The following is a 25,835-nucleotide window of genomic DNA, read 5'->3' as shown; positions in this document are numbered from 1 at the left end:
CTTCTTTTATAACTCGGAAGGGTCAATCCCCAGTTCACGCAGTTTCGCCCAGGCCGCCTCTTTCGCCGCCCGCTCGGCCTCTTTCGCCGCCCGCTCGGCCTCTTTCGCCGCCCGCTCGGCCTCTTTCGCTGCCCGCTCGGCCTCAGCCTGGGTCAAACGAAGAGCACCGTCACGGTCATAAAAACGCAGCCATGCCCCATCAGCGACGAGATAACTCGCTAACTCCTCACTCCAGATCCGTCCTGTCGCATCAGGCGCTAGCGGCACTGCCTTGCCCTGATCGATCCGCCACCCATACAGGCGCCCCCCCAGGCGGCGCGTATACGGCGGGTCATTCGGGTCATAGGCAAAGTACTCGCGCACCCCCAGCGCCGCATACTGGCGCGGTTTCTGCTGCAGATCATCGCGCCAGGTCGACTCTGAACAGAACTCAAAGACCACCTGGGGCGGCGGACGATCAGGGAGATAGAGCCGCCAACTGCGGAAGCGGTGCCGGTTATGCCCCTCAAGCACCACGCCCTTAAAGACCGCCACATCAGGGGCGACCGGATACTCGTACCGCGAGCGGGTGCGATAGATATTCAGATCATTCACCACAAACCAGCGCTCGGCCGCATACAACCACGCGAGCACCTGTTGCACATAAGCGATCAACCACGAATGGGCCACACTCTCACCCATCAGATCCTCCCGTGTCGGGTGGTGGTCATAGTAATGCAACGACGCCTCGTCGGGATCATCGAGCGGCGCATCCGCGTAGACCAGATCGGCCTTCACTTCTGCCATCGGTACCTCCTCAGCGCTCACTGTCACCTGGCCTGCCGGTAGCTGCTCATACTGCTCTTGGGAGCCAGGGCGTCCCATTGTAGCGTTTGTGGCTGGTGCCACCCTTGCCCCCACCCCCCAACCCCTCCCCCACGAGGGGGGAGGGGCGTTTTAGTGCAGCACCATAGAACCTTTGCGCCTTCGCGCCTTTGCGCCAAAACACCCCGTCTCTTACGGGAAGCGCCGGAAACGTCGGAAGTTGGGGCGTCGCTTTTCAAGATAGGCCTGCTTGCCTTCTTTTGCCTCTTCGCTCAGGTAGTAGAGTAGCGTTGCATCACCGGCAAGCTGTTGCAATCCGGCATGGCCGTCGGCAGCCGCATTGATCGCTGCCTTGAGAAAACGGAGCGCCATGGGGCTCTTTTCGAGCATCTCGCGCGCCCATTGCACCGCTTCATCTTCCAGGCGTTCGAGGGGAACGACCGTGTTGACTAGGCCCATCTCGAGCGCCTGCTGCGCATTGTACTGGCGGCAGAGGTACCAGATTTCGCGGGCTTTTTTGTCGCCCACCATGCGGGCAAGCAGATTTGAGCCATAGCCACCATCAAAACTACCGACTCGCGGCCCCGTTTGTCCAAAAATAGCATTCTCGGCGGCAATCGTCAGGTCACACACAATGTGCAGCACATGCCCGCCGCCAATCGCGTATCCCGCAACCATGGCAACCACGGGTTTGGGGATGATGCGGATCAGCCGCTGCAGATCGAGCACGTTGAGCCGCGGCACGGTGTCTTTGCCAACATAACCACCGTCGCCGCGCACCGTCTGATCGCCGCCCGAGCAAAAGGCCATCTCGCCGGCCCCAGTAAAGAGAATGACGCCAACCCGTTCGTCGTCACGCGCCCGACCAAACGCGTCAAGCAACTCTTGCACCGTCTCGGGGCGAAAGGCATTGCGCTTTTCGGGGCGGTTAATGGTAATCTTAGCGATGCCCTCACCGGCGGCATCGTGCTCATAGATAATATCGGTATACTCAGCAACCCGTACCCATTCAATGGGCATAGCTCCTCCTTATTCAACAAACTCAAGTACCTCAATGGTTCTTGTTGCGTCCTTGGTCTAAGAATCGTACCACAACTTCGCAAAAGGCTTGCGGTTGCTCAAGATGTACCGTATGACCGGCCTCAGCGATACGCACATGCTCGGCATTCGGCAGGAGTTCAGCCATCTGCGTATTGATCGCAACAAACTTCTGGTCGAGCGCCCCCGTGATCAGCAACGTGGGCATTGTCAGGCGTGGCAATGCTTGCCAGAGGCTACGCTGATGCCCCGTGCCCATGCCCCGCAGACTCTGGGCGTAGCCATGGGCGGTGCCGCGCATCCGACGCGCTCGCAAGGCTTCCCTGGTCGCGGACGGCAAGCGGGCCTGGCTCGCAAAGAGGGGTATGCTTGCCCACTCATCAACAAACCAGGCCAGGCCTTGCTGTTCAATGCGATCAGCGAGCGCCTCATCGCTTGCACGGCGGGCAGCGCGTTCCTGGGCTTCAGCGAGGCCCGGCGAGGCGCTTGCGAGGATCAGCGCGGTGATCCGCTCGGGGGCCGCCGCCGCAAGGTGCAGCGCGACGCGTCCGCCCATCGAGTAGCCAAGCAGGGCGACCCGCTCAAGCCGCTCGCGGTCAAGGAGGGCGAGCAGATCAGTCACAGCCTGCTCCATCCGGTATGCATCAAGCTCGGCGGGGGCTGGCGAGCGCCCATGACCAAGCAGATCAACCTTGAGCAGCGTCGCGTGGGGCGTCAACCGAGGCGTCACCTCATCCCATTCAGCGGTACTTCCCGTGAAACCGTGCAAAATCAGCAAGGGCGGGCCGTGGCCCACCTGTTCAACATAGAGCTCCTGAGGATAGCGGGGGGCGGCATGTGCTTCCCCACGATCATCACCAAACGACATCACCCTACCTCCAATGTAACCCACCAGGCTGTCATCGGCCAATCCTTACGGGTACCGCAACAGCACGCCCCACCTACAACTCAATCCGCCGGGCCGCCATTGCCGCGAGTTCGCTGACCGACGGATGGGGGCCATAGATCGCCGCCAGATCGCGGAGTTGCATCCCGGCACGCATTGCCATCGCAATTGGAGCGAGGATCTCGGCAGCAGCAGGGGCCACCGCCAGCGCACCGGCAACATAGCCCCCATGATCCCAGGCCAGGGTCAAAAAGCCTTCGGTTGCGCCATCGGCATGGGCGGCCATACTCTCATTGAGCGCAATCGTCACACTCCCGTGCGCACCTTCAGTCGTGAGCCGCCCAACCTTCGCCACCTGGGGTTGATACATAAAAGTGAGCACAATATCGCGAATATCGGCAGGCGCGCTCGACCGACGCACCGCGTGCAACGCCGCTGCGCGCCCCTGCGCCATCGCAATGCTCGCCGCTTGGGGGGCCAAGATATCGCCGACCAGATAGACCCCGCGCAGCTTGGTCTGCCCATAGATATCGGTGTCAAGCAGATCGAGCGAGAGCCCGACCGCCATCGGGTCAGGCCGACGCTCGAAGGCGAGGAGAGCGATCTCGCCGCCATACCGGGTACCATCAGCAAGGGTCGCCGTCACATCCTCGCCCTTATGCGCAAGGCGTTGCACCGTCGCATGCGGCACCACGCGCACCCCTTGGCGTTCAAGCATCCGCGTCAGATAGCCATCAACCTCAGGTGCGACCTGCGTACGAGGCGACGCCTCAGGAATAAGCCAGGAGACGTCAGCGCCAAGCAGGCTAAAGAGATGGCACAATTCAAAACCGGCGCGCCCATCACCAAGCACCATCACCCGTTCAGGACACGTCTGCAACACCCCAAGATCGCCACTTGTCAACATACGCTCGCCGTCTGGCGCAACCGCTTCGGGAAACGCAACCTGCGCCCCGGACGCCAGAATGATCGCATCGGCGTTGAGACTCTGCGCCGGGCCACCATCCGGTGCCTCGACCAGCACCTCACCGGGCTTACCGAGGCGACCACGTCCGGCGATGATCTCGACTTCAAGGGTCGCCAGTTCATCGGCGCATCGGGTCTGCCACTCGGTAGCGACCTGCTTGGCACGGGCAACAATCTTTGCCACATCGCGCTCGCCAGCCGCTGCCGCCGCCAACCAGACGCGCATCGTCATCGGGCGCCACTCGCCCACCGCCCCGGCTGTCACGACCTTCACCGTTGCATGCGGCGCAGCGGTACGCGCCGCCTCTATCCCTGCGGGGCCGCCCCCGATAATCACAACTTGCATCATGCACGCCCTTTCCGTATGATCTTTTCGCACAATGCCCTATCGCTGCTTTGTTTATATAGCAGTTCTGTTTGGATTGTAAACAGGAGTGCCGGCTTATGGACTTTCAGTAAATGATCCGCTATGCGCCTGATGCCGTGGGGCTGAAGCCCTCGGCTCGGGGAAGCGAAGCCCGCCTTCGCGGGCTATACCGGATTAATTTCTGGAAGACCATAAGCCGGCACTCCGTAGACACAAACCTGTTAGGACTGCTATAGTATTATACCTGTTTAACATAGCGCAGTCCGGCCGGCTTAGGTTGCATCTAGGAGTGTCGGCTAATGACAAAACAACGTCCACGCCTTTCCGCAGTTATTCCAACCTGGCAAGGCCTGCGCTATTTGCCGGCGTGCCTCAGCGCCTTGCGTGCGCAGCTTGGCCCTGATGATGAAATCATTCTCGTTGACAATGCTTCCCGCGATCAGGCGGGGGCCTGGGCGCAACGGCACGCACCCGATGTACAGGTAGTCACATTGCCCACCAACCTCGGCTTTGCTGGCGGCACCAACGCCGGACTCGCCGTAGCGCGGGGCGAGTTGCTGCTGCTGATCAACGACGATGCCTTGGCCGAGCCAGGCTGCGTTGCAGCGTTGTGGCACGCCCTCAGTGAACACCCGCACGCCGGAGCCGCCGCCGGTATCCTCACCTTCAGCCGCCACCCCGAACGGATCGCATCGGCAGGGATCACCGTACGGCGCGACGGTGTCGCCACCGACCGTCATCCGGGGCTGCCCATCAACGCCTTACCCACCGAGACACAGCCCATCTTTGGGGCCAGCGGTGGTCTCGCGCTGCTACGGCGAGCAATGCTCGACGACATCGGGCCATTCGAGACCAGCTTCTTCAACTACCTCGAGGATGTCGATCTCGCCTGGCGGGCGCAACTACGCAACTGGACGTGCGTGCTCGCCCCGGATGCACGGGCGCGCCACGTCTACTCAGCCACATCGGGGCAAGGCAGCCCATTCAAACAACGCTTGCTTGGGCGCAACCGCATCCGCGTGTTAATCCGCTGCCTCCCGACAGCGCTGCTCCGGGAATGCCTGCCAGCGATCGTATGCTACGACATGCTTGCGACAGCCTACGCCCTGGTGCGTCGCCAACCCGCAATGATCGCAGGCCGCCTGGAAGCCATGCGCGAACTACCCATGCTACGCCAGCAACGCCAGGCGATCCAGGCGCACCGCACAGCCTCCATCAACGATCTTGCAACATGGCTGATCCCCGCCCCCTCGCCCCTCAGCGACCTACGGATCGCCCGGCAGATCGAGCGGTTGAGCGCAACGACGTAGGGGCACGGCACCGCATACGCATTAACTTAAGCAAGCAAGAAACGCTCACATGTGGCATCATGATGCTTTCTCCGAAGCCATGCCAAAGGAGCGTTTCTTATGACGAGCATACCACATGTTGCCACAGCCATGCGTGAGGTGTTGGACGAGGTCGCGAAAACCGTTGCCCGGGCGTGCGGGGTCATTCAACGGGAACGGGTGATGCATGGGGCTCATTTGGTGCAAACGCTCGTGTTTGGTTGGTTGGCGAATCCCGATGCGACGCTGGACGACTTGGTGGCGATGGCGAAGGTGCTGGGGATCACGATCTCGAAAGCCGCGCTCTGCAAGCGCTTCACGGACGCGTTGGTGACCTGTATGGAACGGGTGTTGCAGCACGCCATGGGCACCCTGGTGGCTGCAGACCCCGTGGCGATTCCGTTGTTGGCTCGCTTTTCGGAGGTGTTGCTGCAGGATAGTACGACGATCAGTTTGCCTGCGTCGTTGGCGCAGCGGTTCCGGGGCTGTGGCGGACGGAATGGCGCTGGGCAGGCGGCGCTGAAAGCCCAGGTGCGCTTGGAAATGCGCACGGGAATGCTGGAAGGGCCGCTGGTTCAGGACGGACGAGCCTCGGATCGTGCGGTGGCCTTTCGGCGTCGTCCCGGGCCCGGGTCGCTCTCCTTGCGTGATCTGAGTTACTTCCAGCTCGATGAACTGGCGCTGGATACCCGGGAGAAGCGATTCTGGATCAATCGCTTGAAGCCGAATACGGCGATCTTTTGTGACGGTGTGCGGGTGGATCTGCTGACGATGCTGCGTCAGGAAGCCTCGGATGCGCACACAACGTTGGATATTGCCGTACAGATCGGCGTGGCGCAACGGATCGCCTGTCGCTTGCTGGTCGTGCGTGTCCCGGAACAAACGGCCGCACAACGGCTGCGGCGGTTGCATCGCGAGATGCGCAAGAAAGGACGGACGGCAAGCGCTGAGCAGGAGGCGTGGTGTGGGTGGACGGTCTTCGTCACGAACATGCCGACCGATATGGTGACCTTGACCGAAGCATTGGTGTTGATGCGTTTACGCTGGCAAATTGAGTTGTTGTTTAAATTGTGGAAGAGCCATGGCAAGGTGGATGAGTCGCGCGGTCAACGCGACGCGCGGGTGTTGACCGAGATCTATGCAAAGTTTATCGGGATGATCATGCAACACTGGCTGCTCCTCACGGGATGTTGGCAGAAACCGGATCGGAGTCTGCCGAAAGTGGCCAAGAAAGTACGCGAGTTTGCGAAGCTTCTGGCACAGGCCATGCATCATCCCCGCACGTTGCGCAAGGTCGTGCGCCTGCTCATGGAGGAGATATCCAAGGTGGAAGGGCAGACGCCCCGCACGAAAGAACCGAATGCCTACCAATTACTGCTCAACCCGAATCTCTTGGAGTGGGCCGTAAGTTAATGCGTATGGGGCACGGCACCGCCGTGCCCCGACCGCCGTGCCCCGACCGCCGTGCCGCATCCATTGCAGCGCATATGCAGCCCATCCCAGCGTCGTGATCCACCCCCGCATGACGCACCCGTAGGGGCGCAGCAGCCCATGCGCCCCTCGTCAACCACCACGCATCCTGTTTGCTGCTGCGCCCCTCGTCAACCACAACGACCTCTGTTTGCTGCTGCGCCCTACCGTGGGTGAGCGATCGGCCCCGACACAATTGACCACATCACAGGCACGGGTGGTGGCACCGGGGTGCCGGGGGCGCAGCAGCGATGACAGGGGCTTTTGGGCAACGGGCGGGCCATGCGCTGCTGCGCCCCTACACCCGGCCATTTCGCCGCGATTGGCCTGCCATCGGGCGCGGGTGGTGGCACCGGGGGGCCGGGGGGCGCAGCAGCGATGACAGGGGCGTTTGGGCAACGGGCGGGCCATGCGCTGCTACGCCCCTACACCCGGCCATTTCGCCGCGATCGGCCTGCCATTAGGCGCGGGTGGTGGCACCGGGGGGCCGGGGGGCGCCGCAGCGGACAGGGGCGTTTGGGCAACGGGCGGGCCATGCGCTGCTGCGCCCCTACACCCGGCCATTTCGCCGCGATTGGCCTGCCATTAGGCGCGGGTGGTGGCAACGGGGGGCCGGGGGGCGCCGCAGCAGACAGGGGCATTCGGGCAACGGGCGGGACACGACACCGCCGTGTCCCTCCATGCACAATCAAAACCTTTGCGCCTTCGCGCCTTTGCGTCAAGCCCCCTTCGCGTCTTCGCGTCTTCGCGTGCCCCCGTATCTTTCCCCCTTTCGTGCGGTACAGCCCCACATCCACCCTGGTGCTGGTATGTTGCTGGTTGTGTCGGCGTGGTATAGTATGGGGCAGAAAGCTGCTGTTTATCCTCACGATGCATCATATGACACGCAAAGAAGAGACCTACATTCTGATCACCTTGTTTGTTACTATCGTTGGTACGATTGGCATCTTGCTGGCGCTGCCTCAGGTGCAGCCCTGGTTGAATGCGCAACTTGCCAAGCCATTCTTTCTGCCTTTTTTGATCGCCGTCGGGTTGCTTTTGCTGTTGCTTGCCGTCGTGCTCTTTCTCGTGCGCAACTGGCTGGTGGCAAAGGTGCGTTTGCTCTTCCCTCGGCGGCGGGTAGAGGCGGACTATTTGGAGGCACTTCGGCTGGTCTATGGCAAGACGCCCGATTTGCTGGCAGCCGGTCAGCGGAGCGATATGCGTCTCATTGAGGCGTTTAGTCCGTTGTCCCTGAGTCCCTATCGTCCCAATGGATTAGAGCAGACAGGAGGCAGTTCAGTCGCGCATGAAGAGCTTGCAGTCGATGCGGAAGAAGCTGTACTGCGCCAGGTGGGTTTGCGCGATGGGCGTCGCCTACGGGGGCCTCGGTCGGCTGAGGCACCAGGTAGGGTGCGCCAGGTGTTCGAGCGCGTTGTCTATTGGGGCCTCTGGGCGCTTGCCCAGGGGCTGTTGCTGGGCGTTTTGCTTGCCCTGTGCGCCTGGTTGCTGCGCGAGCCTGGGGGTGGTTGGCGGCTCGATTGGTGGCGGGTCACGGTGGCGATCGTTGGCGCGGGGGGCTGGTTCATGGCCGCCCGCTGGCTACACAATTGGCTTGTCGGTAAAGACGATGTGCTGGAAGATTTGCTGACCTGGTGGCGACGGCGTAGTATGTGCATTGCCGATCCTGGTACGCCCGGCGCCGAGATCTGGGCACATCCACGGCTGTTGCTACTGGGGCATCCTGGTAGTGGCAAGACAACCTTGATGCGCCATCTTGCGGTCATCTGTGCCCTGGAACGCCTGGGAACCAGGTCACAGACCCTGCGGGTTCGTAGCCTCTACGGTTGGCCTGATTGCCCGTTCCCACTCTATATTCCAATGCGTGATCTGGATCTGCAAACCAGTGACAAGGATTTGTTGCAGGTCTATGCGCAGAAGCTTGCCGATTTATTCGCGAAACCGTTACCGGGGTGCGATGGCCCCTTCTTTGCCGAACGGCTCAAACAGGGTGGTTGCCTTATCTTGGTTGATGCCTTCGATGAGGTGCGGGCGGCTGGCGGAGCACATCATGATGATGGGCAACGAGATATTGATATGCGCACCTGGCTCAGCCAGTTGATTGCGGCGTTACCCGCTGGCCCGCGCCAACGGCCTAATCGAGTGGTGGTGACGTCACGCTTTGTCGGCTATGAAGGTCAATTGGATAGCGAGGGCTTTGTTCAACGCCAGCTCGATGAGCTTGATGATGAACAGACCGCCCGCTTTATCCATGCACGTTATGCGGCCATTGCTGCCAGTGAAAGCCGTAAGTTGGGAGGCAGTGGCAGTCTCGATGTCCTCGATTGGCAACCTGAAAGCGAAGCCCAGGATCTCATTCGGCGCTTGCCCGGCAATCCTGGTTTGCGCCGCCTGAGTCGCAATCCGCTCTTGCTCTCGCTGACCGTTGCGCTCCATTATGACTATCAGGGCCAACGCCTGAAGTTGCCCGAAGAGCGTCATACGCTCTACGAAGCGGCGATTGGTTTGATGGCAGGTGCCTGGGAGCAGCGCAAACGTCGGGTGCATGAGACCCAGGATGGCCTAGCGGAACTGAGCCTCCAGGATCGGCTCTATCTGCTGCGTGAGTTGGCGTGGATGATGTTTCAACAGGGTGCCACAAGCAGTGATGCGCGGGCGCATCTGATGGTGCGCAGCAGTGAGGTCAACGCCAAGCTTGCGTTGCTGCTGCCCAATCTGGGAGGGTTTGAGCCTAACCGGAAAGAAGAAGAACGTCAGGTCGCTGCGGTGCGTTCCGCTGATACGTGGCGCAGATACCTTAGTCAACGGGGAGGGGTGCTGCTCGAAAAGGGCTTTGTGAAGGGGAGTCGTACTGATCTCTGGATGGAGTTTGCGCACCTGACGTTTCAGGAGTATTTGGCGGCCCGCGCTGCGGCTACCGAAGCGACCGAAGCCCGCCAGTCGATCATCCTCAACCGCTGGGATCGTCCCGCCTGGCGCGAGGTGTTGCTGCTCTATGCGGCGAGCCATGATCCCAATCCGGTGCTTCGCCAGGTGCTCGCCGCGCCGGGTCACGACCGTACCCTGCTCGCCGGTGCGGTGCTGCTGGAACGTCCGAACAAAAGCAGCCTGGAGGAGCTACGCGAAGCCACGCGATCACGCTTGCACGCCCTCGCTTTTGCCGAACCAGATGCGAGTGAAGCCGAAGCCACTGCTGCGTTAGCCCACCTTGAAGAACTCCAGATGATCCCTGCGCAGGCGGAACTACGCCACCTCGTGCGTACTGCCATCCACGGCCCGGTACGCGCCCGGATCATCGAACTCATGCTCGAACGCAAGCTCATCAGACCACCTGCGCAGCGTCGGTCTTCGCGGGAGGCAGAACGCATGCCTGCGGTAACCGACGCCTCCCTGCGGGCCCTGCTTGGCACGCTTGCCACAGACGATCCAGACTATCGGCCCCGCCTCGCGGCTGGGTACGCGCTTGCCGGTGGCGATCCGCGTTTCAGTGGTGAACACTGGTGCCCGCAGATGACCCACATCCCCGCTGGCCCCTTCCTGATGGGCAGCAGCGATGCGGATACCATGGCCGACAGTGATGAGAAGCCCCAACATCGCCTGGATCTGCCTGACTACTGGATCGGCACTTATCCGGTCACCGTCGCGCAGTGGCGTGTTTTTGCCAACGACGATGGCTATACCAACCGGGCCTACTGGACGACCGCAGGTTGGCAGTGGTTGCATGGCAGCACGACTATGCTTGAGCGACTTGGTGGCCTGCTGCCATGGCGCAACAACCGGCGGACAACCACAACCAAGCGATGGGAGGGGCCGGCAACCGGTGATGACAATCTGCCTGTCGTCGAAGTCAACTGGTTCGAAGCCGTGGCCTACTGCCGCTGGTTAACCGCCAGAGTCGGCATTGAGTTTCGCCTACCCACCGAGGCCGAATGGGAAAAAGCCGCCCGCGGCCCCGACGGACGCATCTGGCCCTGGGGCAATACCTGGGAACCCGGGCGCTGCAATAGCAGAGAGCTAGAGCTTGGCCGACGATCACCAGTTGGCAGCTTCCCTGCCGACACAAGCGCCTACGGGGTTCACGACATGGCTGGCAATGTCTATGAATGGTGCGCAACCATTTATGGTCGCGGCTATCCATATGCGGTCGAAGACGAATGGTGCGAGACCTATCTAGAGCAAGACGAACCACGTAGATTACGCGGCGGGGCATTTTATAGTAGCGCAAACAGCGTCCGGGCTTCGTACCGCGTCTACCTCAACCCGCGCAACCGCAACTTCGACTTCGGGTTGCGGGTCGCCAGTCATTCTCCGTTGCCCGGTTCTGAATCCTGATTGCTGTTTGCTGTAGTATCAGGCGTGCTTGTCTGGTACAATCAGGGGGATGGTGTACCCAGGGGATGGGGTGTGGGGAAGGGTTCCTTCCCCACCCGCGCGTAGCGCGCATCCGCGATTTTTTTTGCAAGGGGCGGGCGATGCCCAAGCGTTTCAACAACCTCTTTCCGCAGATCGCGAGCTTTGAAAACCTCTTTGCCGCGTGGGAGGCAGCCCAGCGCGGCAAGCGCCGTCGCCCTGATGTGGCCGCTTTCGAGCGCCATCTTGAGCCGAATCTGCTGCAACTCGAGCGCGAGTTGCTCGCCGGGCGTTACCAACCCGGGCGTTATCGTTCGTTTTACATCCGCGAACCCAAACGGCGCAAGATCAGCGCTGCCCCCTTCCGCGATCGCGTGGTGCATCACGCGCTGGTGCGCGTCATCGAGCCAATCTTTGAAGCACGCTTCTCGAATGCCTCGTATGCATGTCGCCGCAAAAAGGGCACCCATCGTGCCGCTGACCAGGCGCAGATCTTGCTACGCCGCCACAAGTATCTGCTGAAAGCTGATATTGCCCAGTTTTTTCCGTCGATTGACCACGCGATCCTCTCCAGCTTGCTCGAACGCCATCTTGCCTGCAAGCCCACCCTCGCCTTGTGCCAGCGCATTATGGCAAGCGGCGATGGCATCCTCGCCAATGAATATACGCTCCGACTCTTTCCAGGGGATGATCTGCTGGCGGCCCTACGTCCACGCGGCTTGCCCATTGGCAACCTGACCAGTCAGTTCTGGGCCAATGTCTACCTTAATCCGATCGATACACTGTTGCAACGTGAATTGCGGCTGCCGCATGTCCGCTACTGTGACGACATGCTCGTCTTTGCCGATGACAAGCCCACCTTGCACCAGGCGCTTGCGCTCCTTCACGAGCACACCGCCCAGTTGCGGCTAACCCTGCACCCGGTCAAAACGCGCCTCTATGCCGCCGACGAAGGGGTCGAGTTTGTCGGCTATCGGTTGTTCCGTGATCATCGGCGGTTGCGCCGCAGCGGTGTGCAACGCTTTGTGCGCCGCTTGCGCCGACAACAGCGCGGGTATCGGGCGGGTCATCTCGCGGCTGCTTCCATCCAGGCCTCGTTACGAAGCTGGATTGCCCACGCCAAACACGCTGACACGTATCGCCTCCGTTCGCGCCTGTTACGCACGCATCCATTTGGCAAGGATCAGCACCGATGACAAGCCATTCCAGTCAGTCGCCGATCTTTAGCCAGACCTATGACCTCTTGCGCTGGCTGCTTCCGCTGGCCGCCGCAATGCCACGCGAACATCGCACAGGCCTGGGCCGCCGCCTGCCAGAGGCTGCCTTTCTCTTGCAACGGCAACTCATTGCCGCAGCCAAGCAGGGCCACAACCCGACGCCATTGTTACGCGAAGCGGATATCACCCTGGCCGAGCTGCGGCTCTTGCTACGGCTCGCCCGTGATTTGCACATGCTCTCATTCAAACAATATGAAGAAGGTGCCCGACGCAGCAGCGAACTTGGCCGCCTCTTAGGCGGCTGGCTCCGTCGTGGTGAAGAGCTGTCTCCGACCTCCGGGTCTTGAGATAGGGGGGCTGACCGACCCACCACCAGGTGGCGCGGCAGGAGGGTCTTCTGCCGTGGAACGTCCGGGCTTCGTACCGCAACAACAACAACCCGCGCAACCGCAACAACAACAACGGGTTGCGGGTCGCCAATCATTCTGCCAGTTGTCGGGGCCTAGCAGATTCCGGTGCTTACGGGTGGCGGTGTGGCCTCGGCAGGAGAATGACAGGTCAGTCCCTGGCTGTATGGCACGGCGATACAGCCAAAGACAAACCGCCCTTCGCCCTGCCAGTAGACCTCAACCGGTCGAACGTCGGGATGGGGCACGTGAGTGAGGGGCAGGGTTATGCAACATAGCCCTGCCCCTCGCTGAGGGATCGGCCCCATCACAGGCGCGGGTGTCGTCACCGGGCGACCGGGGGCGCAGCAGCTATTACAGGGGCGTTCGGCCAACGGGCGGGCCATGGGCTGCTGCGCCCCTACGCCCGGCAACGCATCCATCCCAGCGCCGTGATCCACCCCCGCGTTACGCACCCGTAGGGGCGCAGCAGCCCATGCGCCCTGCGTCAACCACAACGACCTCTATTTGCTGCTGCGCCCCGCCGTGGGTGCGGGATCGACCCCAGCGCGATGATCCGCCCGTGTCCGTCCTGCCGTGGGTGTGGGATCGGCCATTTCGCCGCGATCGGCCTGTCATTAGGCGCGGGTGGTGGCAACGGGGGCCGGGGGCGCAGCAGCAGACAGGGGCGTTCGGGCAACGGGCAGGGCACGGGCGAGCCGTGCCCCTACGCCCGGCTATTTCGTCGCGATCGGCCTGTCATCGGGCGCGGGTGCGCCTCACCGGGGGGCCGGGGGCGCAGCAGCAGACAGGGGCGTTTGGGCAACGGGCGGGACACGACACCGCCGTGCCCCTCCATGCACGATCAAAACCTTTGCGCCTTCGCGCCTTTGCGTCAAGCCCCCTTCGCGTCTTCGCGTCTTCGCGTGCCCCCGTATCTTTCGCCCCCTCTGCGCCTTCGCGCCTTTGCGTCAATCCCCCTTCGCGCCTTTGCGCCTTCGCGTGCCCCCGTATCTTTCGCCCCTTTCGTGCGGTACAACATCACGAACCCGTTTTGCCCGAGGAACGCCCATGGAACTTCCGCCGGCTGATTTTGATGGCGCGTGGAAATATGCGCTCGATCACTACGTCGCTCCGTTGCTCGAACTGCTCTTCCCGCTGGTCTGGCGCACCGTGGACTGGCAGCAACCGGTCATCTTCCGGGATACCGAACTGCACCAGATCGACCCGGATGTCAATCGCGGCAAGCATCGCATCGACAAACTTGTGCAGGTGCAGGCTCACGATGGCACCCCACGCACGATCTTCATCCACCTGGAAGTCCAGTCCCAGCGCGACCCTAGCTTTGCCGAGCGCATGTTCTGTTACCACGCCCAGATCTTCGTCCGCGAACGCCGCCCCGTGATCAGCCTCGCCGTCTTGAGCGACGACCAACCGGGGTGGCACCCGCGCTCCTTTGGCTACGCCGAGGCCGGGTGCGTGGTGCGGCTCGACTTCCCCACGGTCAAACTCTTGGAGCTTGACGTGGCGATGCTCGAAGCAAGCGACAACCCCATCGCGATGGTCATTTTGATCCACCGCGACGCGCAGGCGACCCGCGGGCAACCCGAGGAACGGCTCCGGCGCAAATTAGCCCGTTTTCGGGCCTTCTTCCGCAACGGCTACGCAGCCACCGACATGCGTCGGCTCTATCGCGTGCTCGATCAACTGCTGCGCCTCGACCCCAGCATGCACACGACGGTTCGTGCTACAATGCGCCTGATTGAACAGGAGGAGACCCAGATGGACGACACCTTTGTCACCAGTATTGAGGAGCTTGCGTTCGCCGAGGGCATCGAGCAAGGGCGTCACCAGACGCTCCAGGAAGTCGTGCTGCGCCAACTGATTCGGCGGTGCGGCCCAGTGCCGGAGTCAGTGCAGCATCAACTCCTCACCCTGAGTCCCGAACAACTCCTGGAGTTGAGCGAGACGCTGCTCGATTTCACCAGCATGGATGAACTCCAGGCATGGTTGGCGCGTACGTGCGCGTCGGCATAAGCCGGTCTCCTGCGGATACAGCAACGTACGGGCACGGCGATGCCGTGCCGCGCCGCCGTGCCGCGCCGCCGTGCCGCGCCGCCGTGCCGCGCCGCCGTGCCGCGTCGTCGTGCCGCGCCGCCGTGCCGCGCCGCCGTGCCGCGCCGCCCTGCCGCGTCGCCGTGCCCCGCCCGATCCCCGATCCCCGATCCCCGCTGTGCCCCATGGAAGCAAGGGCACGGGCGAGCCGTGCCCCTACGCCGTGCCCCTATCCGTCGCCGCGATCGCCGGCGCGTTCCAGGTTCAGTTCCAGCAGACGCGCCAGGATCGCTTCGTCGCTCAGATCCACCGGCCAGCCGTAGGCGGACATCACCGCTTCGTCGAGGGTGCGGTGCGCGTTGTCAAGCCATGTGGGACGCTGGTTATAGAGGTTCGTCAGCGTGCGCTGCTTTAATTCCGCTTCGCTCGCCCCCTCGGGGTTGAGCCAGTTGTTGCGGAGTTCGACCAGCCGCCGTGCGGCCCGGGCAATGGCTTCGACGCGCACATCGCCCTCGGGCTCTTGGCCTGGCGGCCACGGCAAGGGGAAGGTTTCGAAGGTGGTGGTGGGGGTGTAGCGAAAGCCGCTTTCTGCTTCGCGGAGCTGGGTACCAGTTCGCCTGGCCCACAATTCATGCACCCTGGAGTGTAAAACGCCAAAAAAGTAGTCGTCAGAACGCGCAAAAACAAGCGTGCCCTGGTTGCACAGCACCTCGGGCTGAACCCACACGAAAAGCCGATGTTTAGCTACGCCTGGGGTGGCAATGTAACGGGTATGTTTCTTTAACGCTTCACGCATCTCAACCCTTGGCCTTGCATACTGCCACCAATTACCTGCATACTTTATACGGCTTGCATCCATACGCACTGGATAGACGTGCGTTCGCACGTACTCAAAAGGTGCTTCGTAGAGCGCCGCTTCGTCTTGTGATAGCAGACCAAAATCAATTGTCCATTTGCCTCGATGACGTTGCACCAGATCGATCGCACTAGCGACAGGGCGGATGACATCACTATTGGGGCGTCCGTTTGGATTAAGTGGTGCGCTGAGCATGTGAACAGCGGTATCAGCGTCAATATCAAAGGGGGCTTTTGCCGATGGCCCCATGAAGCATATACCATGATTTTCACGAAGATTTTTGATCGTAGTAAGGTTGACCGATGATGTGAGATCAGCGTTGATAGCACTGACCTTCATCCCATCCAGCGCACGCTCGGTCTCTTTGCCATCATCAAAACCAACCATGGAAACTTGGACAGCCGCACCCTCCTGATACCACTTGCGGTCACTCCAGGCCATAAAAATGTTGCCACTCTCCTTGATTCGTTCTAATACTTTTCGATTAACTCCACCGCGAATTCCCTGCGTCGCAAGCAAACCTGCGCGTTGAAGCTGGCCCTGCTCAATCAGTGCGCGTGCTCGCTCAAACCAGTAACAGACTAAATCGGCAAAAGCTGGCACTCGTCCCTCGTAGAGCTTGAAGATAGCCTCAATCTGCGCATCTCCGAGTTCTTTGCGAACCTTATTGCCCCCCAAAAAAGGCGGATTGCCGACAATCACGTCGGCAGCGGGCCAGGCTGGTTCAACAGGCTGGCCGGTCTCGTCATAGGCAAGAATGGCATCCATGCGTTGGATCGTATCCAGCGGTTTCAGGATCGGCTCGGCGGGTTGCCCAAAGCCGTTATCGCGCAGCCACTGGATATAGCCGATCCAGACGGTGACCTGAGCGAGTTCGTGGGCATATTCGTTGATTTCGATGCCATAGAGTTGCTCTGGTGAGACACTAGGAAAAAAGCCACCAGCGGCGAGATCCTGGGCCAAACTGATGACCTCTTTTTCCAGGTCGAGCATCTGTTTGAGCGCGACGAAGAGAAAGTTGCCCGAGCCACAGGCCGGGTCAAGCACCCGCGTGGCGGCAATTTCGCCAGCAAAGCCTTGCAACAACGCCTGTAGTTCATGCTGCAAGCGTTTGGCCTGAGCGCCCCTGGCGGCATCGCGCTGCACGGCCAGCTCGCGGGCCTGCTGCGCCACCGCTGCCCAGCGACGACGCAGCGGCGCCATCAGCACCGGCTCGATGATCAGCAGGATGTCATCACGACTGGTATAGTGCGCCCCTAACTGACTACGCTTGGCAGGGTCAAGCGAACGCTCAAAGAGCGTGCCGAGAATCGAAGGCTCAATGCTTGACCAGTCGAGCTCGCTCACGCGCTGGAGGATCGCCATACTCTCGCTATCGAGCGGAAGCACCTCGGCATTATCAAAGAGGCGACCATCGAAATGCGGGATGTCCTCCATCGCAAAAAAGCCCCCGCAGTTCATCGCCGCGAAGAGTTGCCCCAATTGCTCGGTAAAGAGCGGCGCACGGCTGCGCGTCGCCTTGATCAGCTTGGCAAAGACCTGGTTCGGCAAGAGACCGCTATCTTCAGCGAACAGACAGAAGAGCAGCCGGATCAAGAAATGGGCCGTACGCTGCGGATCGTGTCCATAGCGTCGTTGCAATGTCGCCAATTGCGCAAACTCACGAGCCGCCTCCTGGGTCACCAATTCAGTTGTTTGCGTAGCGCGAAATGCATCCGGATGCCAGAAGAGATCGCGCAGCCGCTGCAACCCATCGGGCGTCAGCAAATCATCCAGCGTCAACACCGTCAACTGCTTCACCGTATTGGTGAAATTCGTATGGATCTGGATCGTCGCCATATCAGAGACAACAAGCAACGGCGGATTCTGCAAACTCTCGCGGTACTGCAACAATTGCTGATACGCACGATCCAGATTGGCATGCTTGCCCTTGTACTCCCAGGCAAAGAAGCCCCGCTTCCAGACATCAGCCCAACCCTGGCCGCCCTGCTGCTTGCCAGCACCAGCCTCAAAGGCATAGCGCGTCCCGACCGGATCATCCTCCAGAGGAGTGGGATGGCCGACCAGATGACAGAGGTCAAGGAAATGTTCCTGGTAACCACTACGCTCCTTAACCGTTACCGAACGCCACTTAGCGACAAAAGCATGAGGCGAGAGTTGTGCCATAAAGAAAACCGAAGGTTGAAAATAAGCGTAATCCTGATCAAAGAGTATACCCAGAATCAGAGCAATTGCAAGGCATACAAGACCGCAATGTAGGGGCACGGCGCCGCCGTGCCCTGCCCTGCCCCGCCGCCGTGCCCCCGGACATGATCCCCACCCCGCGTACGCATCCGTCCCATCGCCGTGATCCATCCCCGTGTTACGCACATGTAGGGGCGCAGCAGCCCATGCGCCCCTGTCAACCACGACGACCTCTGTTCGCTGCTGCGCCCTGCCGTGGGTGCGGGATCGGCCCCATCGCGATGATTCACCCGTGCCCGCCCTGCCGTGGGTGCGGGATCAGCCCCATCGCGATGATTCACCCGTGTCCGCCCTGCCGTGGGTGCGGGATCGGCCATTTCGCCGCGATCGGCCTGCCATTAGGCGCGGGATGCGTCACCGGGGGCCGGTGGGCGCAGCAGCGATGACAGGGGCGTTTGCGCAACGGGCGGGCCATGGGCTGCTGCGCCCCTACATCCGGCCATCGCACCGCGATCGCGTGTCATCGGGCACGGGTGGCATCACCGGGGGCGCAGCAGCGATGGCAGGGGCGTTTGGGTAACGGGCGGGCCATGGGCTGCTGCGCCCCTACAGCCGGCCATCGCACCGCGATCGCGTGTCATCGGGCACGGGTGGCATCACCGGGGGCGCAGCATCAGACAGGGGCGTTCGTGCAACGGGCGGGGCACGGGCGAGGGGCACGGGCGAGGGGCACGGGCGAGGGGCACGGGCGAGGGGCACGGGCAAGCCGTGCCCCTACATGCGCCTTTGCGCCTTTGCGTCAATCCCTCTTCGCGTCTTCGCGTCTTCGCGTGCCCCCGTATCTTTCGCCCCCCTCGTGCGGTAGAACCAGCAACATCCGTTTTGCCCGAGGAACGCCCAGATCTTTGTCCGCGAACGCCGCCCCGTGATTAGCCTCGCCGTCTTGAGCGACGACCAACCGGGGTGGCACCCGCGCTCGTTTGGCTACGCCGAGGCCGGGTGCGTGGTGCGGCTCGACTTTCCCACGGTCAAACTGCTCGACCTTGACTTGGCGATGCTCGAAGCCAGCCGCAATCCGATCGCGATGGTCATTTTGATCCACCGCGACGCGCAGGCCACCCGGGGGCAACCTGCGGAGCGGCTGCGGCGCAAATTGGCCCGCTTTCGCGCCTTCTTCCGCAACGGCTACGGGGCCGCCGATATGCGCCGACTCTATCGTGTGCTCGATCAGATGCTGCGCCTCAACCCCAGCATGCACGCGACGGTTCGTGCTACAATGCGCCTGATTGAACAGGAGGAGACCCAGATGGACACGTTTGTGACCAGTATTGAGGAGCTTGCGTTCGCCGAGGGGGTCGAGCAAGGACGTCACCAGACGCTCCAGGAAGTCGTGCTGCGCCAACTGACGCGGCGGTGCGGCCCATTGCCGGAGTCGGTGCAGCATCACGTGCTCGCTCTGAGCCCCGAACACCTTCTGGATTTGAGCGAGACGTTGCTCGATTTCACGAGTCTGGATGATCTCCAGGCCTGGTTGGCCGATACATGCCCGTCGGCATAAGGCCAATGACCGTTGATGGTAGCGCATGATGGTCATGCGGCGCCAAGCGAAGCGTCTTCCCTCCGGCATGGCCGCCCCCTTGCGCCACTCAGGGTGACTAGTCTGTCAACTACATTTCCCGGTAGCGCCGCCGACCACAAATGCTGAGAACGAAGAAACGAATACGGGCTGCTCCATACGCTCTTCGTTCATTCGTGGCCCCAATTCGTGGACGGCTGAGGACACCAGACAACTTACTTCACACACTACTAGCGACCATGCGCCCTGCGCAACAATATTGGTCTTATGGCAACGCGATGAGCCTGTCGCTCAGGCCGCTGTTGCGTTCCTGGGTGCGTTCGTCGGTGACGGCGGTGATAATGGCACGCTGGTCGCCGACGATGATGGCAAGTTGACGCGCCCTGGTCACGCCGGTGTAGAGCAGGTTGCGTTGGAGCATGCTGCGGTGCTGCATTAGGAACGGCAGCACAACCACCGGATATTCGCCACCTTGGCTCTTGTGGACGCTGAGCGCATAGGCGAGCGCTAGTTCATCGAGCAGGCTGCCATCGTAGGCGACGACACGGCCATCTTCAAACTGCACGCGGATCAGTTGTTCAGCCTGGTCGAAGGCAGCAATCGTGCCGATGTCGCCATTGTAGACATCGAGTTCGTAGTTGTTGCGCTGCTGGATCACCCGGTCACCGAGCCGAAAGATCGTGGCCCCAAAGCTTTTTTCAGGGCGGTCGGGCGCGGGTGGGTTGAGGGCCGCCTGGAGCCGCCGGTTGAGTTCGGTGACACCAGCGGCACCTTTGTGGGTTGGTGCGAGCACCTGGATATCGCGGCGCGGATCGAGGCCAAAGCGGGCAGGGATGCGCTCGGTCACCAGTTCCACCACCCGTGTGGCACAGGCTTCAGGCGAAGGTGCGGCGAAGAAGAAGAAATCGTCAAGCCCCTTGAGTTGCGGGATTTCGCCGTGATTGATGCGCTGGGCATTGAAGGCGATCCCGCTGCCTGCGGCCTGACGAAAGATCGTATCGAGATGAACGCTTGCAACCGCCTGGCTCGCGAGCAGGTCGCGCAATACCCGCCCCGGTCCAACGCTCGGCAGTTGATCCGCATCGCCAACAAGCAACAGGTGGGCATGGGCAGGGAGCGCCTTGAGCAGATGGTTGGTCAGCAAAATATCGAGCATGCTCACCTCATCAACCACGAGCAGGTCACACTCGAGCGGCCAATCGGCGCAACGGCGGAAGGAACCGCCCCCACCGGGCGCATACTCAAGCAGCCGATGGATCGTCTTTGCCTCGGCACCTGTCGTCTCGCTGAGACGGCGGGCGGCACGGCCAGTTGGCGAAGCAAGCAGCACGCGATAGCCACGGGCCTGTGCGAGACGGACAACCGTACGCAGCGTCGTCGTCTTGCCCGTACCCGGCCCGCCCGTCAGAATGCTCACCTTGGTGGTCAGGGCCATCTGCACTGCCTCTTGCTGCCGCGGGGTCAGCACGACATCATGGCGTTCGGCGAGATGAGCAAAGACGCGATCCCAGTGCGCCTGGCGATAGAAAGCGGCCATCCGTGAAGGGGCGCGTTGCTGGCGCAAGAGAGCCGCAGCAACCCCGGTCTCAGCCATCGCGAGCGGCTTGAGATAGACGGGCGTTGTCGGCTCGGCGGGGTCAACCACCTCGAGATCGCGGGCGAGCGCCGGGGTTGTCAGCACCTCGTGAACCAGTATTTGCTCGGCACCGAGCATCGCCGTCGCCCGCCGGATCAGATCGTCGGCGGCGAGAAACGTGTGTCCATCGTCAGTCGCCGTACTCAGCGTATGGCGGAGCCCGGCGGCGATACGGCGGGGATCATCGTGGGCGACGCCGAGCGAGGCCGCAATCGTATCGGCGGTCAAAAACCCGATCCCATAGACCTCATCGGCGAGGCGATAGGGTTCATTGCGTACTACCTGGATCGCCTCATCGCCGTACTGCTTATAGATACGGACAGCCATTCCCGTAGGCAAGCCAATCTCTTGCAGAAAGAGCATCACCTCTTTAATGCGTTGCTGCTCACGCCAGGCCATTTTGATCAACTCAGCCTTCTTGCGCCCGAGGCCGGGCACCTCAGCGAGGCGTTCCGGCTCACGATCAAGCACCTCGAGCGTATAGCGCCCAAACGTCTCGGTGATGCGGCGTGCCGTTGCGGGGCCGATGCCCTTGATCAGACCACTGCCCAGATAGCGCCTGATTCCATCAATCGTGGCTGGCATCAGCGTCCGACAGGTAACCACGGCAAACTGGCGGCCATGGTCACGATGCGCCTGCCACTCACCCTCAAGCAGCAACGTCTCGCCGGGACGCACCCCGGCGAGCTTGCCAACAATCGTCACGAGATACGAACGCCCAGTGGGCGTCAGACGAGCGACGGTATACCCGTCCTCCTCACTCTGATACGTAATGCGCTCAAGCGTGCCTTCGAGGGTTTGCATAACCTAAGTATATAGCACCTTCAAGGTAAGAGTTGGGGCTATTTTGGTTCGTGTTGGCGGCTTCGCCGCCAACACGAACCAAAAGAATCGCTTCGTGGGGCAAGCCCCACGAAGCATGGTAAAATTGGGCACGTAGTGTTCCAAGCAGGAGTAGACAAGATGAGTGTCAAAACCGAATATCGGTTAGCCCGCCGTCTGGCCCAACTTGAGCCTTCCGCAACGGCCGCGATGAATGCGCGGGTACAACAGTTGCGCGCCGAAGGCATCAAGGTGATTTCGTTCAGTGTCGGTGAGCCTGATTTCAATACGCCTGAGCCAATCAAGGTTGCAGCGATTGAGGCGATCAATAAGAATCGCACCCACTATACGCCTGCGGGCGGCACGCTTGAGGTGCGCAAGGTCATTGCCGCACGAGTGTCGGCTGATCAAGAAATTCCTTATGCGCTTGGCCAGATTACGACAACCGCCGGGGCCAAAGAAGGTCTCTATCTCGCCTTCCAGGCGCTGTGTGACGAGGGTGATGAGGCGATCATTCCGGCCCCGTACTGGGTCAGTTATGTGGAGCAGGCCCGCCTGGCAGGGGCTACGCCGATCACCCCTCAGACGACCGAAGCAACGGGCTTCAAAGTAACCCCCGCGCAATTGCGGGCGGCTCTCTCGCCACGCACACGGGTGGTGATGCTCAACTCGCCCTCGAATCCGACCGGCGCTGTCTATAGTGCTGATGAACTGGCTGCGCTGGCCGATGTTTTGCGTGAGAGCGACGCGATCATTATTGCTGACGAGATCTATGATGCAATCAGCTATGTGCCCTATGCCCGCTGGCTGCGGGTGGCCCCCGATATGGCCGACCGCACCCTGATCGTCAATGGTGCCGCCAAGGCCTATGCGATGACGGGGTGGCGTTTTGGGTATGTTGCCGGGCCGCAACCGATCATCACGGCAATCAAAGATATCCAGAGCCACACGAGCACCCACACGGCCTCGATTACCCAGGATGCCGCGGTCAAAGCGTATACCCCCAGTGACGAACTTGACGAGGCGGTGCAGACGATGGTTGCTGCCTTCCACAAGCGCCGCGACCTGATCCTCGGCTTGCTCGCCGAGATCCCTGGGGTGACATGCAATGTCCCCGATGGGGCCTTCTATGTCTTCCCGAATGTGACCGGGTTGCTCAACAAACCTTTGAAAAATGGGGTTGTCTGTGCAACGAGTGACGATCTGAACAACTACCTGCTTGATCAGGCCCATATTGCCTGTGTGAGCGGTGAGTCGTTTGGGGCACCCGGCTATATCCGCCTCTCGTATGCAACATCCGAAGAAGAAATTGTCGAAGGAATGCGTCGTTTCCGTGAGTCAGTAAGTTAGGCGTGTTTCACACGAGCTTGACCGTTTGCGGTGATTGGAGTGCCGACTTCAGTCGGCTTCCCGCTCAGCCGACTGATGGTCTTCCAGAAATGAATCCGGTCTCGCCCGCGCAGGCGGGCTTCGCTTCCCAGAGCCGAGGGCTTCAGCCCCACGGCATCGGTTTCCTAGCGGATCATTTCCTGAAAAACCATAAGTCGGCACTCCAAACGGTCACGCTGAGAGGCCCGATTCTGAAACCTGCCTTAGGGAGCGACCAAGGCTTGCGGCACACAAGGCCAGCTGCGTTGGCCTTGTGTGCCGCAAGCCTTGTCCGTGAGATGTGAAAGCACACCCTCAATGACGAAAGATGCCGTCACCGATCTTGCCACCCTCGTGCCAGGACTGGCCGAACATCGCATCCTCGTGCTTGGTGACCTCACCCTCGACGAGTACCTCTATGGCAAGGCCACGCGGCTCTCGCGGGAGGCACCGATTCCGGTGCTCGAATTGCGGCGGCGCGAGGTCATCCTCGGCGGGGCCGCGAATCCGGCGCGCAACATTGTTGCCCTAGGCAGCCAGGCAATGCTCGTTGGCATCATCGGGGCCGATCCAGAGGGTGCGCAGTTGCACGAACTGGTCGAGGCGCACGCAATTGACGGAACGGGTTTGCTGACGAGCGCGACACGGCCAACGACCCGCAAAACCCGCATCCTCGCCGACGAAGCGCCACGCTTGCCACAACAGATTGCCCGCCTTGATCGACTTGATCGCACCCCCTTGCACGCCGAAGAAGAGGCACAAGTGCTTGCCCTGCTCGAGCAAGCGATCCCGCACCATGATGCAGTGATCTGCTCAGATTACCAACTCGGTCTGTTGACGCCAAGGATCGTCGGGCGTGTGCGCAGCCTCTGCGCGGCGCATGGCACCACGTTTTGTGTTGATGCGCAGGGCAACTCACACTTTTACGAAGGGGCCGATCTCTTTCGCTGCAACAACCGCGAAGCTGAAGCGGCCCTTGGCTATGCCCTGGGCACCGAAAGCGACTTTGCGCGTGGGCTCCACCAACTTCGCATCAGCCTAGGGGCCAAGCTCGTCATTGTCACGCGTGGACCCGATGGCCTCGCGATCGAAGGGGCAGGGCTGGCGTACCACCACATTCCCGCCGCACGGGTCAGCGAAGTTTACGACACAACCGGTGCGGGCGACACGTTTATTGCCGTAGCGACCCTCGCCTTGAGCGCAGGCTACGCTCCTCTTGCGCTGGCCCAGCTTGCGAATACCGCCGCAGCACTGGTTGTGCGACGGTATGGCAATGCTGTAGTCACGCCTGACGAGCTACGCAATGCGCTTGGCAGCGCTGCATGATCCTTATGCTGTTCACGAAAGAGGCCAGCTTTGCAGGTCTCTTTCATGAACAGCACCGTGCTTGCTACTGGCGAAAGCCCTCAAGCGCCTTCTCTTCATCAGCATAGATCTCGGCATACTGCGCGAGGCCAACCATCCGAAAGATCTTCTGGAAGTGAGGCGAGAGCCCACTCACCGCCAGTTTTTGCTGGTGGCGATTCACCTCAGTTACGATGCCAATCAAAATCGCAATCCCGGCGCTATTGATATAGTCATTCTGGCGAAAATTGAGCAAGATATGCTGCGCATTGCGCCTCGTGACCTCACGATACGCACTATTGATCTTCTCTTCGGCGAAAGTTGTTACATCACCAACGAGATCGATGATGGCGACCCCGTCACGTTCACGGGTGCTCACCGTCAACTCGTCTTCAAGCATCATGCCAGTTCCTCCCAGGCAGGTCAGTTAGCTCAACTATCATCACACCTAAGCGTTGCGCGCTCATTCGAGATGGATCACCATGCGGATCTGATTGCCCCCGCTCGGTGCCGTCGTAAACTCAACTTCGTCCATCAACTCACGGATCAACCAGATGCCCCACCCACCCTTATCATCGCGTTGGAGGGCGTCTTCAATCGACGGCGTTGCGCCCATACACTTCTGGTCGAGCGGTTTGCGGCCCTGGTCGGCAACGCTGACGATCAACTCATCATCACGGGCCGTCAACAGCACCACCACCTTGACTGCGGCATCATACTCATTACCGTGCTCAATTGCGTTCGTGACCGCCTCGCTAATCGCCGTCTTGAGTGAGTCAATGCGTTCGGACGCAAAACCCATGCGCCGAGCCACAGAAGAGGCCATGTCCATCGCGACGCGCTCATAGCCCAGTTTACTAGGCAAGCGCAATTCAATGATACGTTCATGGGCATCAGGTTGTGGGCCATGTTGGTTCATTTTCCGGCACCTGTGTACTGAGTATGCGTACAACATAAAACCCTTCGCTTCGCCGACGGCTACGCGCAGGGTACGCTATGTTCCACTGCCTGATGCAAGAACAACCAGACCTTTGTCACTGGAAGCATCATAACATGATCGCGGATACTTCCGCAATATGGCATGCCTCTGATCAGAGGGCTATACCCTCACCAGGTGTCACTTTTTTGAGCGGGCCGTTCCAACACGGTAACCGGCCCCTGGGTGCGTGCCAGCACCTTTCC

General features: G+C 61.1%; 18 protein-coding genes. 9 read left to right on the top strand and 9 right to left on the bottom strand.

The features are described 5' to 3' along the window. Window positions 1–6 precede the first annotated feature (6 nt). From EKD05_RS05365 to EKD05_RS05350, 4 genes are all read right to left on the bottom strand, one after another. Window positions 7–786 carry a Uma2 family endonuclease gene (locus EKD05_RS05365; protein WP_165360600.1) on the bottom strand — a complete coding sequence of 260 codons (780 nt, stop codon included), beginning with the start codon at window positions 784–786 and terminating at the stop codon, window positions 7–9. A gap of 210 nt (window positions 787–996) precedes the next feature. Beyond that, complete coding sequence (menB, locus tag EKD05_RS05360; protein WP_129671413.1) at window positions 997–1,824, bottom strand: 1,4-dihydroxy-2-naphthoyl-CoA synthase; 828 nt, start codon at window positions 1,822–1,824, stop codon at window positions 997–999. Between the two features lie 31 nt (window positions 1,825–1,855). Then, window positions 1,856–2,710 carry a 2-succinyl-6-hydroxy-2,4-cyclohexadiene-1-carboxylate synthase gene (menH, locus tag EKD05_RS05355; RefSeq protein WP_129671412.1) on the bottom strand — a complete coding sequence of 285 codons (855 nt, stop codon included), beginning with the start codon at window positions 2,708–2,710 and terminating at the stop codon, window positions 1,856–1,858. 73 nt (window positions 2,711–2,783) lie between these two features. Then, window positions 2,784–4,043 carry an FAD-dependent oxidoreductase gene (locus EKD05_RS05350; RefSeq protein WP_129671411.1) on the bottom strand — a complete coding sequence of 420 codons (1,260 nt, stop codon included), beginning with the start codon at window positions 4,041–4,043 and terminating at the stop codon, window positions 2,784–2,786. Window positions 4,044–4,360: 317 nt separating this feature from the next. Here EKD05_RS05350 and EKD05_RS05345 point away from each other — a divergent pair, with 317 nt between their 5' ends. From EKD05_RS05345 to EKD05_RS05320, 6 genes are all read left to right on the top strand, one after another. After that, window positions 4,361–5,371 carry a glycosyltransferase family 2 protein gene (locus tag EKD05_RS05345; protein WP_129671410.1) on the top strand — a complete coding sequence of 337 codons (1,011 nt, stop codon included), beginning with the start codon at window positions 4,361–4,363 and terminating at the stop codon, window positions 5,369–5,371. 129 nt (window positions 5,372–5,500) lie between these two features. Next, the gene (locus EKD05_RS05340) at window positions 5,501–6,802 is read left to right on the top strand and encodes an IS4 family transposase (RefSeq protein ID WP_165360599.1); all 1,302 of its coding nucleotides are present in this window, start codon (window positions 5,501–5,503) and stop codon (window positions 6,800–6,802) included. A 936-nt stretch (window positions 6,803–7,738) separates the two neighbouring features. Further along, window positions 7,739–11,191, top strand: a complete 3,453-nt coding sequence (locus EKD05_RS05335; RefSeq protein ID WP_165360598.1) for an SUMF1/EgtB/PvdO family nonheme iron enzyme — start codon at window positions 7,739–7,741, stop codon at window positions 11,189–11,191. Between the two features lie 140 nt (window positions 11,192–11,331). Further along, the gene (locus tag EKD05_RS05330; protein ID WP_165360597.1) at window positions 11,332–12,405 is read left to right on the top strand and encodes a reverse transcriptase domain-containing protein; all 1,074 of its coding nucleotides are present in this window, start codon (window positions 11,332–11,334) and stop codon (window positions 12,403–12,405) included. Beyond that, window positions 12,402–12,773 (top strand): four helix bundle protein, encoded by a 372-nt coding sequence (locus EKD05_RS05325; protein WP_129671406.1) that lies wholly within the window; start codon window positions 12,402–12,404, stop codon window positions 12,771–12,773. The genes EKD05_RS05330 and EKD05_RS05325 overlap by 4 nt, the downstream gene beginning before the upstream one ends. A gap of 1,110 nt (window positions 12,774–13,883) precedes the next feature. Then, window positions 13,884–14,849 carry a DUF4351 domain-containing protein gene (locus EKD05_RS05320; protein ID WP_129671405.1) on the top strand — a complete coding sequence of 322 codons (966 nt, stop codon included), beginning with the start codon at window positions 13,884–13,886 and terminating at the stop codon, window positions 14,847–14,849. Between the two features lie 247 nt (window positions 14,850–15,096). On the opposite strand, the gene EKD05_RS05315 is transcribed toward EKD05_RS05320, so the two are convergent. Together EKD05_RS05315 and EKD05_RS05310 are read right to left on the bottom strand one after the other, a co-directional pair. After that, entirely contained in the window at window positions 15,097–17,889 is a 2,793-nt protein-coding gene (locus tag EKD05_RS05315; RefSeq protein ID WP_129671404.1) for a DNA methyltransferase, read from the bottom strand. Window positions 17,890–17,945: 56 nt separating this feature from the next. After that, window positions 17,946–18,248 carry a hypothetical protein gene (locus tag EKD05_RS05310; RefSeq protein ID WP_129671403.1) on the bottom strand — a complete coding sequence of 101 codons (303 nt, stop codon included), beginning with the start codon at window positions 18,246–18,248 and terminating at the stop codon, window positions 17,946–17,948. Window positions 18,249–18,832: 584 nt separating this feature from the next. Between EKD05_RS05310 and EKD05_RS05300 the strand changes: the two genes are divergently transcribed. Then, entirely contained in the window at window positions 18,833–19,465 is a 633-nt protein-coding gene (locus EKD05_RS05300; RefSeq protein ID WP_129671401.1) for a DUF4351 domain-containing protein, read from the top strand. Between the two features lie 283 nt (window positions 19,466–19,748). Here the strand turns inward: EKD05_RS05300 and EKD05_RS05295 are convergent, their stop codons facing one another. After that, a complete protein-coding gene (locus EKD05_RS05295; protein ID WP_129671400.1) occupies window positions 19,749–21,923 on the bottom strand; it encodes an ATP-dependent RecD-like DNA helicase in 2,175 nt (724 codons plus the stop codon). A 159-nt stretch (window positions 21,924–22,082) separates the two neighbouring features. Here EKD05_RS05295 and EKD05_RS05290 point away from each other — a divergent pair, with 159 nt between their 5' ends. Then, window positions 22,083–23,291: a pyridoxal phosphate-dependent aminotransferase gene (locus EKD05_RS05290; RefSeq protein WP_129671399.1), complete on the top strand. Its 1,209-nt coding sequence runs from the start codon at window positions 22,083–22,085 to the stop codon at window positions 23,289–23,291. A 336-nt stretch (window positions 23,292–23,627) separates the two neighbouring features. After that, the gene (locus EKD05_RS05285) at window positions 23,628–24,635 is read left to right on the top strand and encodes a bifunctional heptose 7-phosphate kinase/heptose 1-phosphate adenyltransferase (protein ID WP_129671398.1); all 1,008 of its coding nucleotides are present in this window, start codon (window positions 23,628–23,630) and stop codon (window positions 24,633–24,635) included. Between the two features lie 64 nt (window positions 24,636–24,699). On the opposite strand, the gene EKD05_RS05280 is transcribed toward EKD05_RS05285, so the two are convergent. Together EKD05_RS05280 and EKD05_RS05275 are read right to left on the bottom strand one after the other, a co-directional pair. Then, a complete protein-coding gene (locus tag EKD05_RS05280) occupies window positions 24,700–25,053 on the bottom strand; it encodes an STAS domain-containing protein (RefSeq protein ID WP_129671532.1) in 354 nt (117 codons plus the stop codon). 63 nt (window positions 25,054–25,116) lie between these two features. Further along, entirely contained in the window at window positions 25,117–25,572 is a 456-nt protein-coding gene (locus EKD05_RS05275; RefSeq protein WP_129671397.1) for an ATP-binding protein, read from the bottom strand. Between the last annotated feature and the right edge of the window lie 263 nt (window positions 25,573–25,835).

The organism is Candidatus Chloroploca sp. Khr17, from assembly GCF_004138165.1.
Classification (GTDB): Bacteria; Chloroflexota; Chloroflexia; order Chloroflexales; family Chloroflexaceae; genus Chloroploca.
This window is presented reverse-complemented; position numbering and strand designations above follow the sequence as displayed.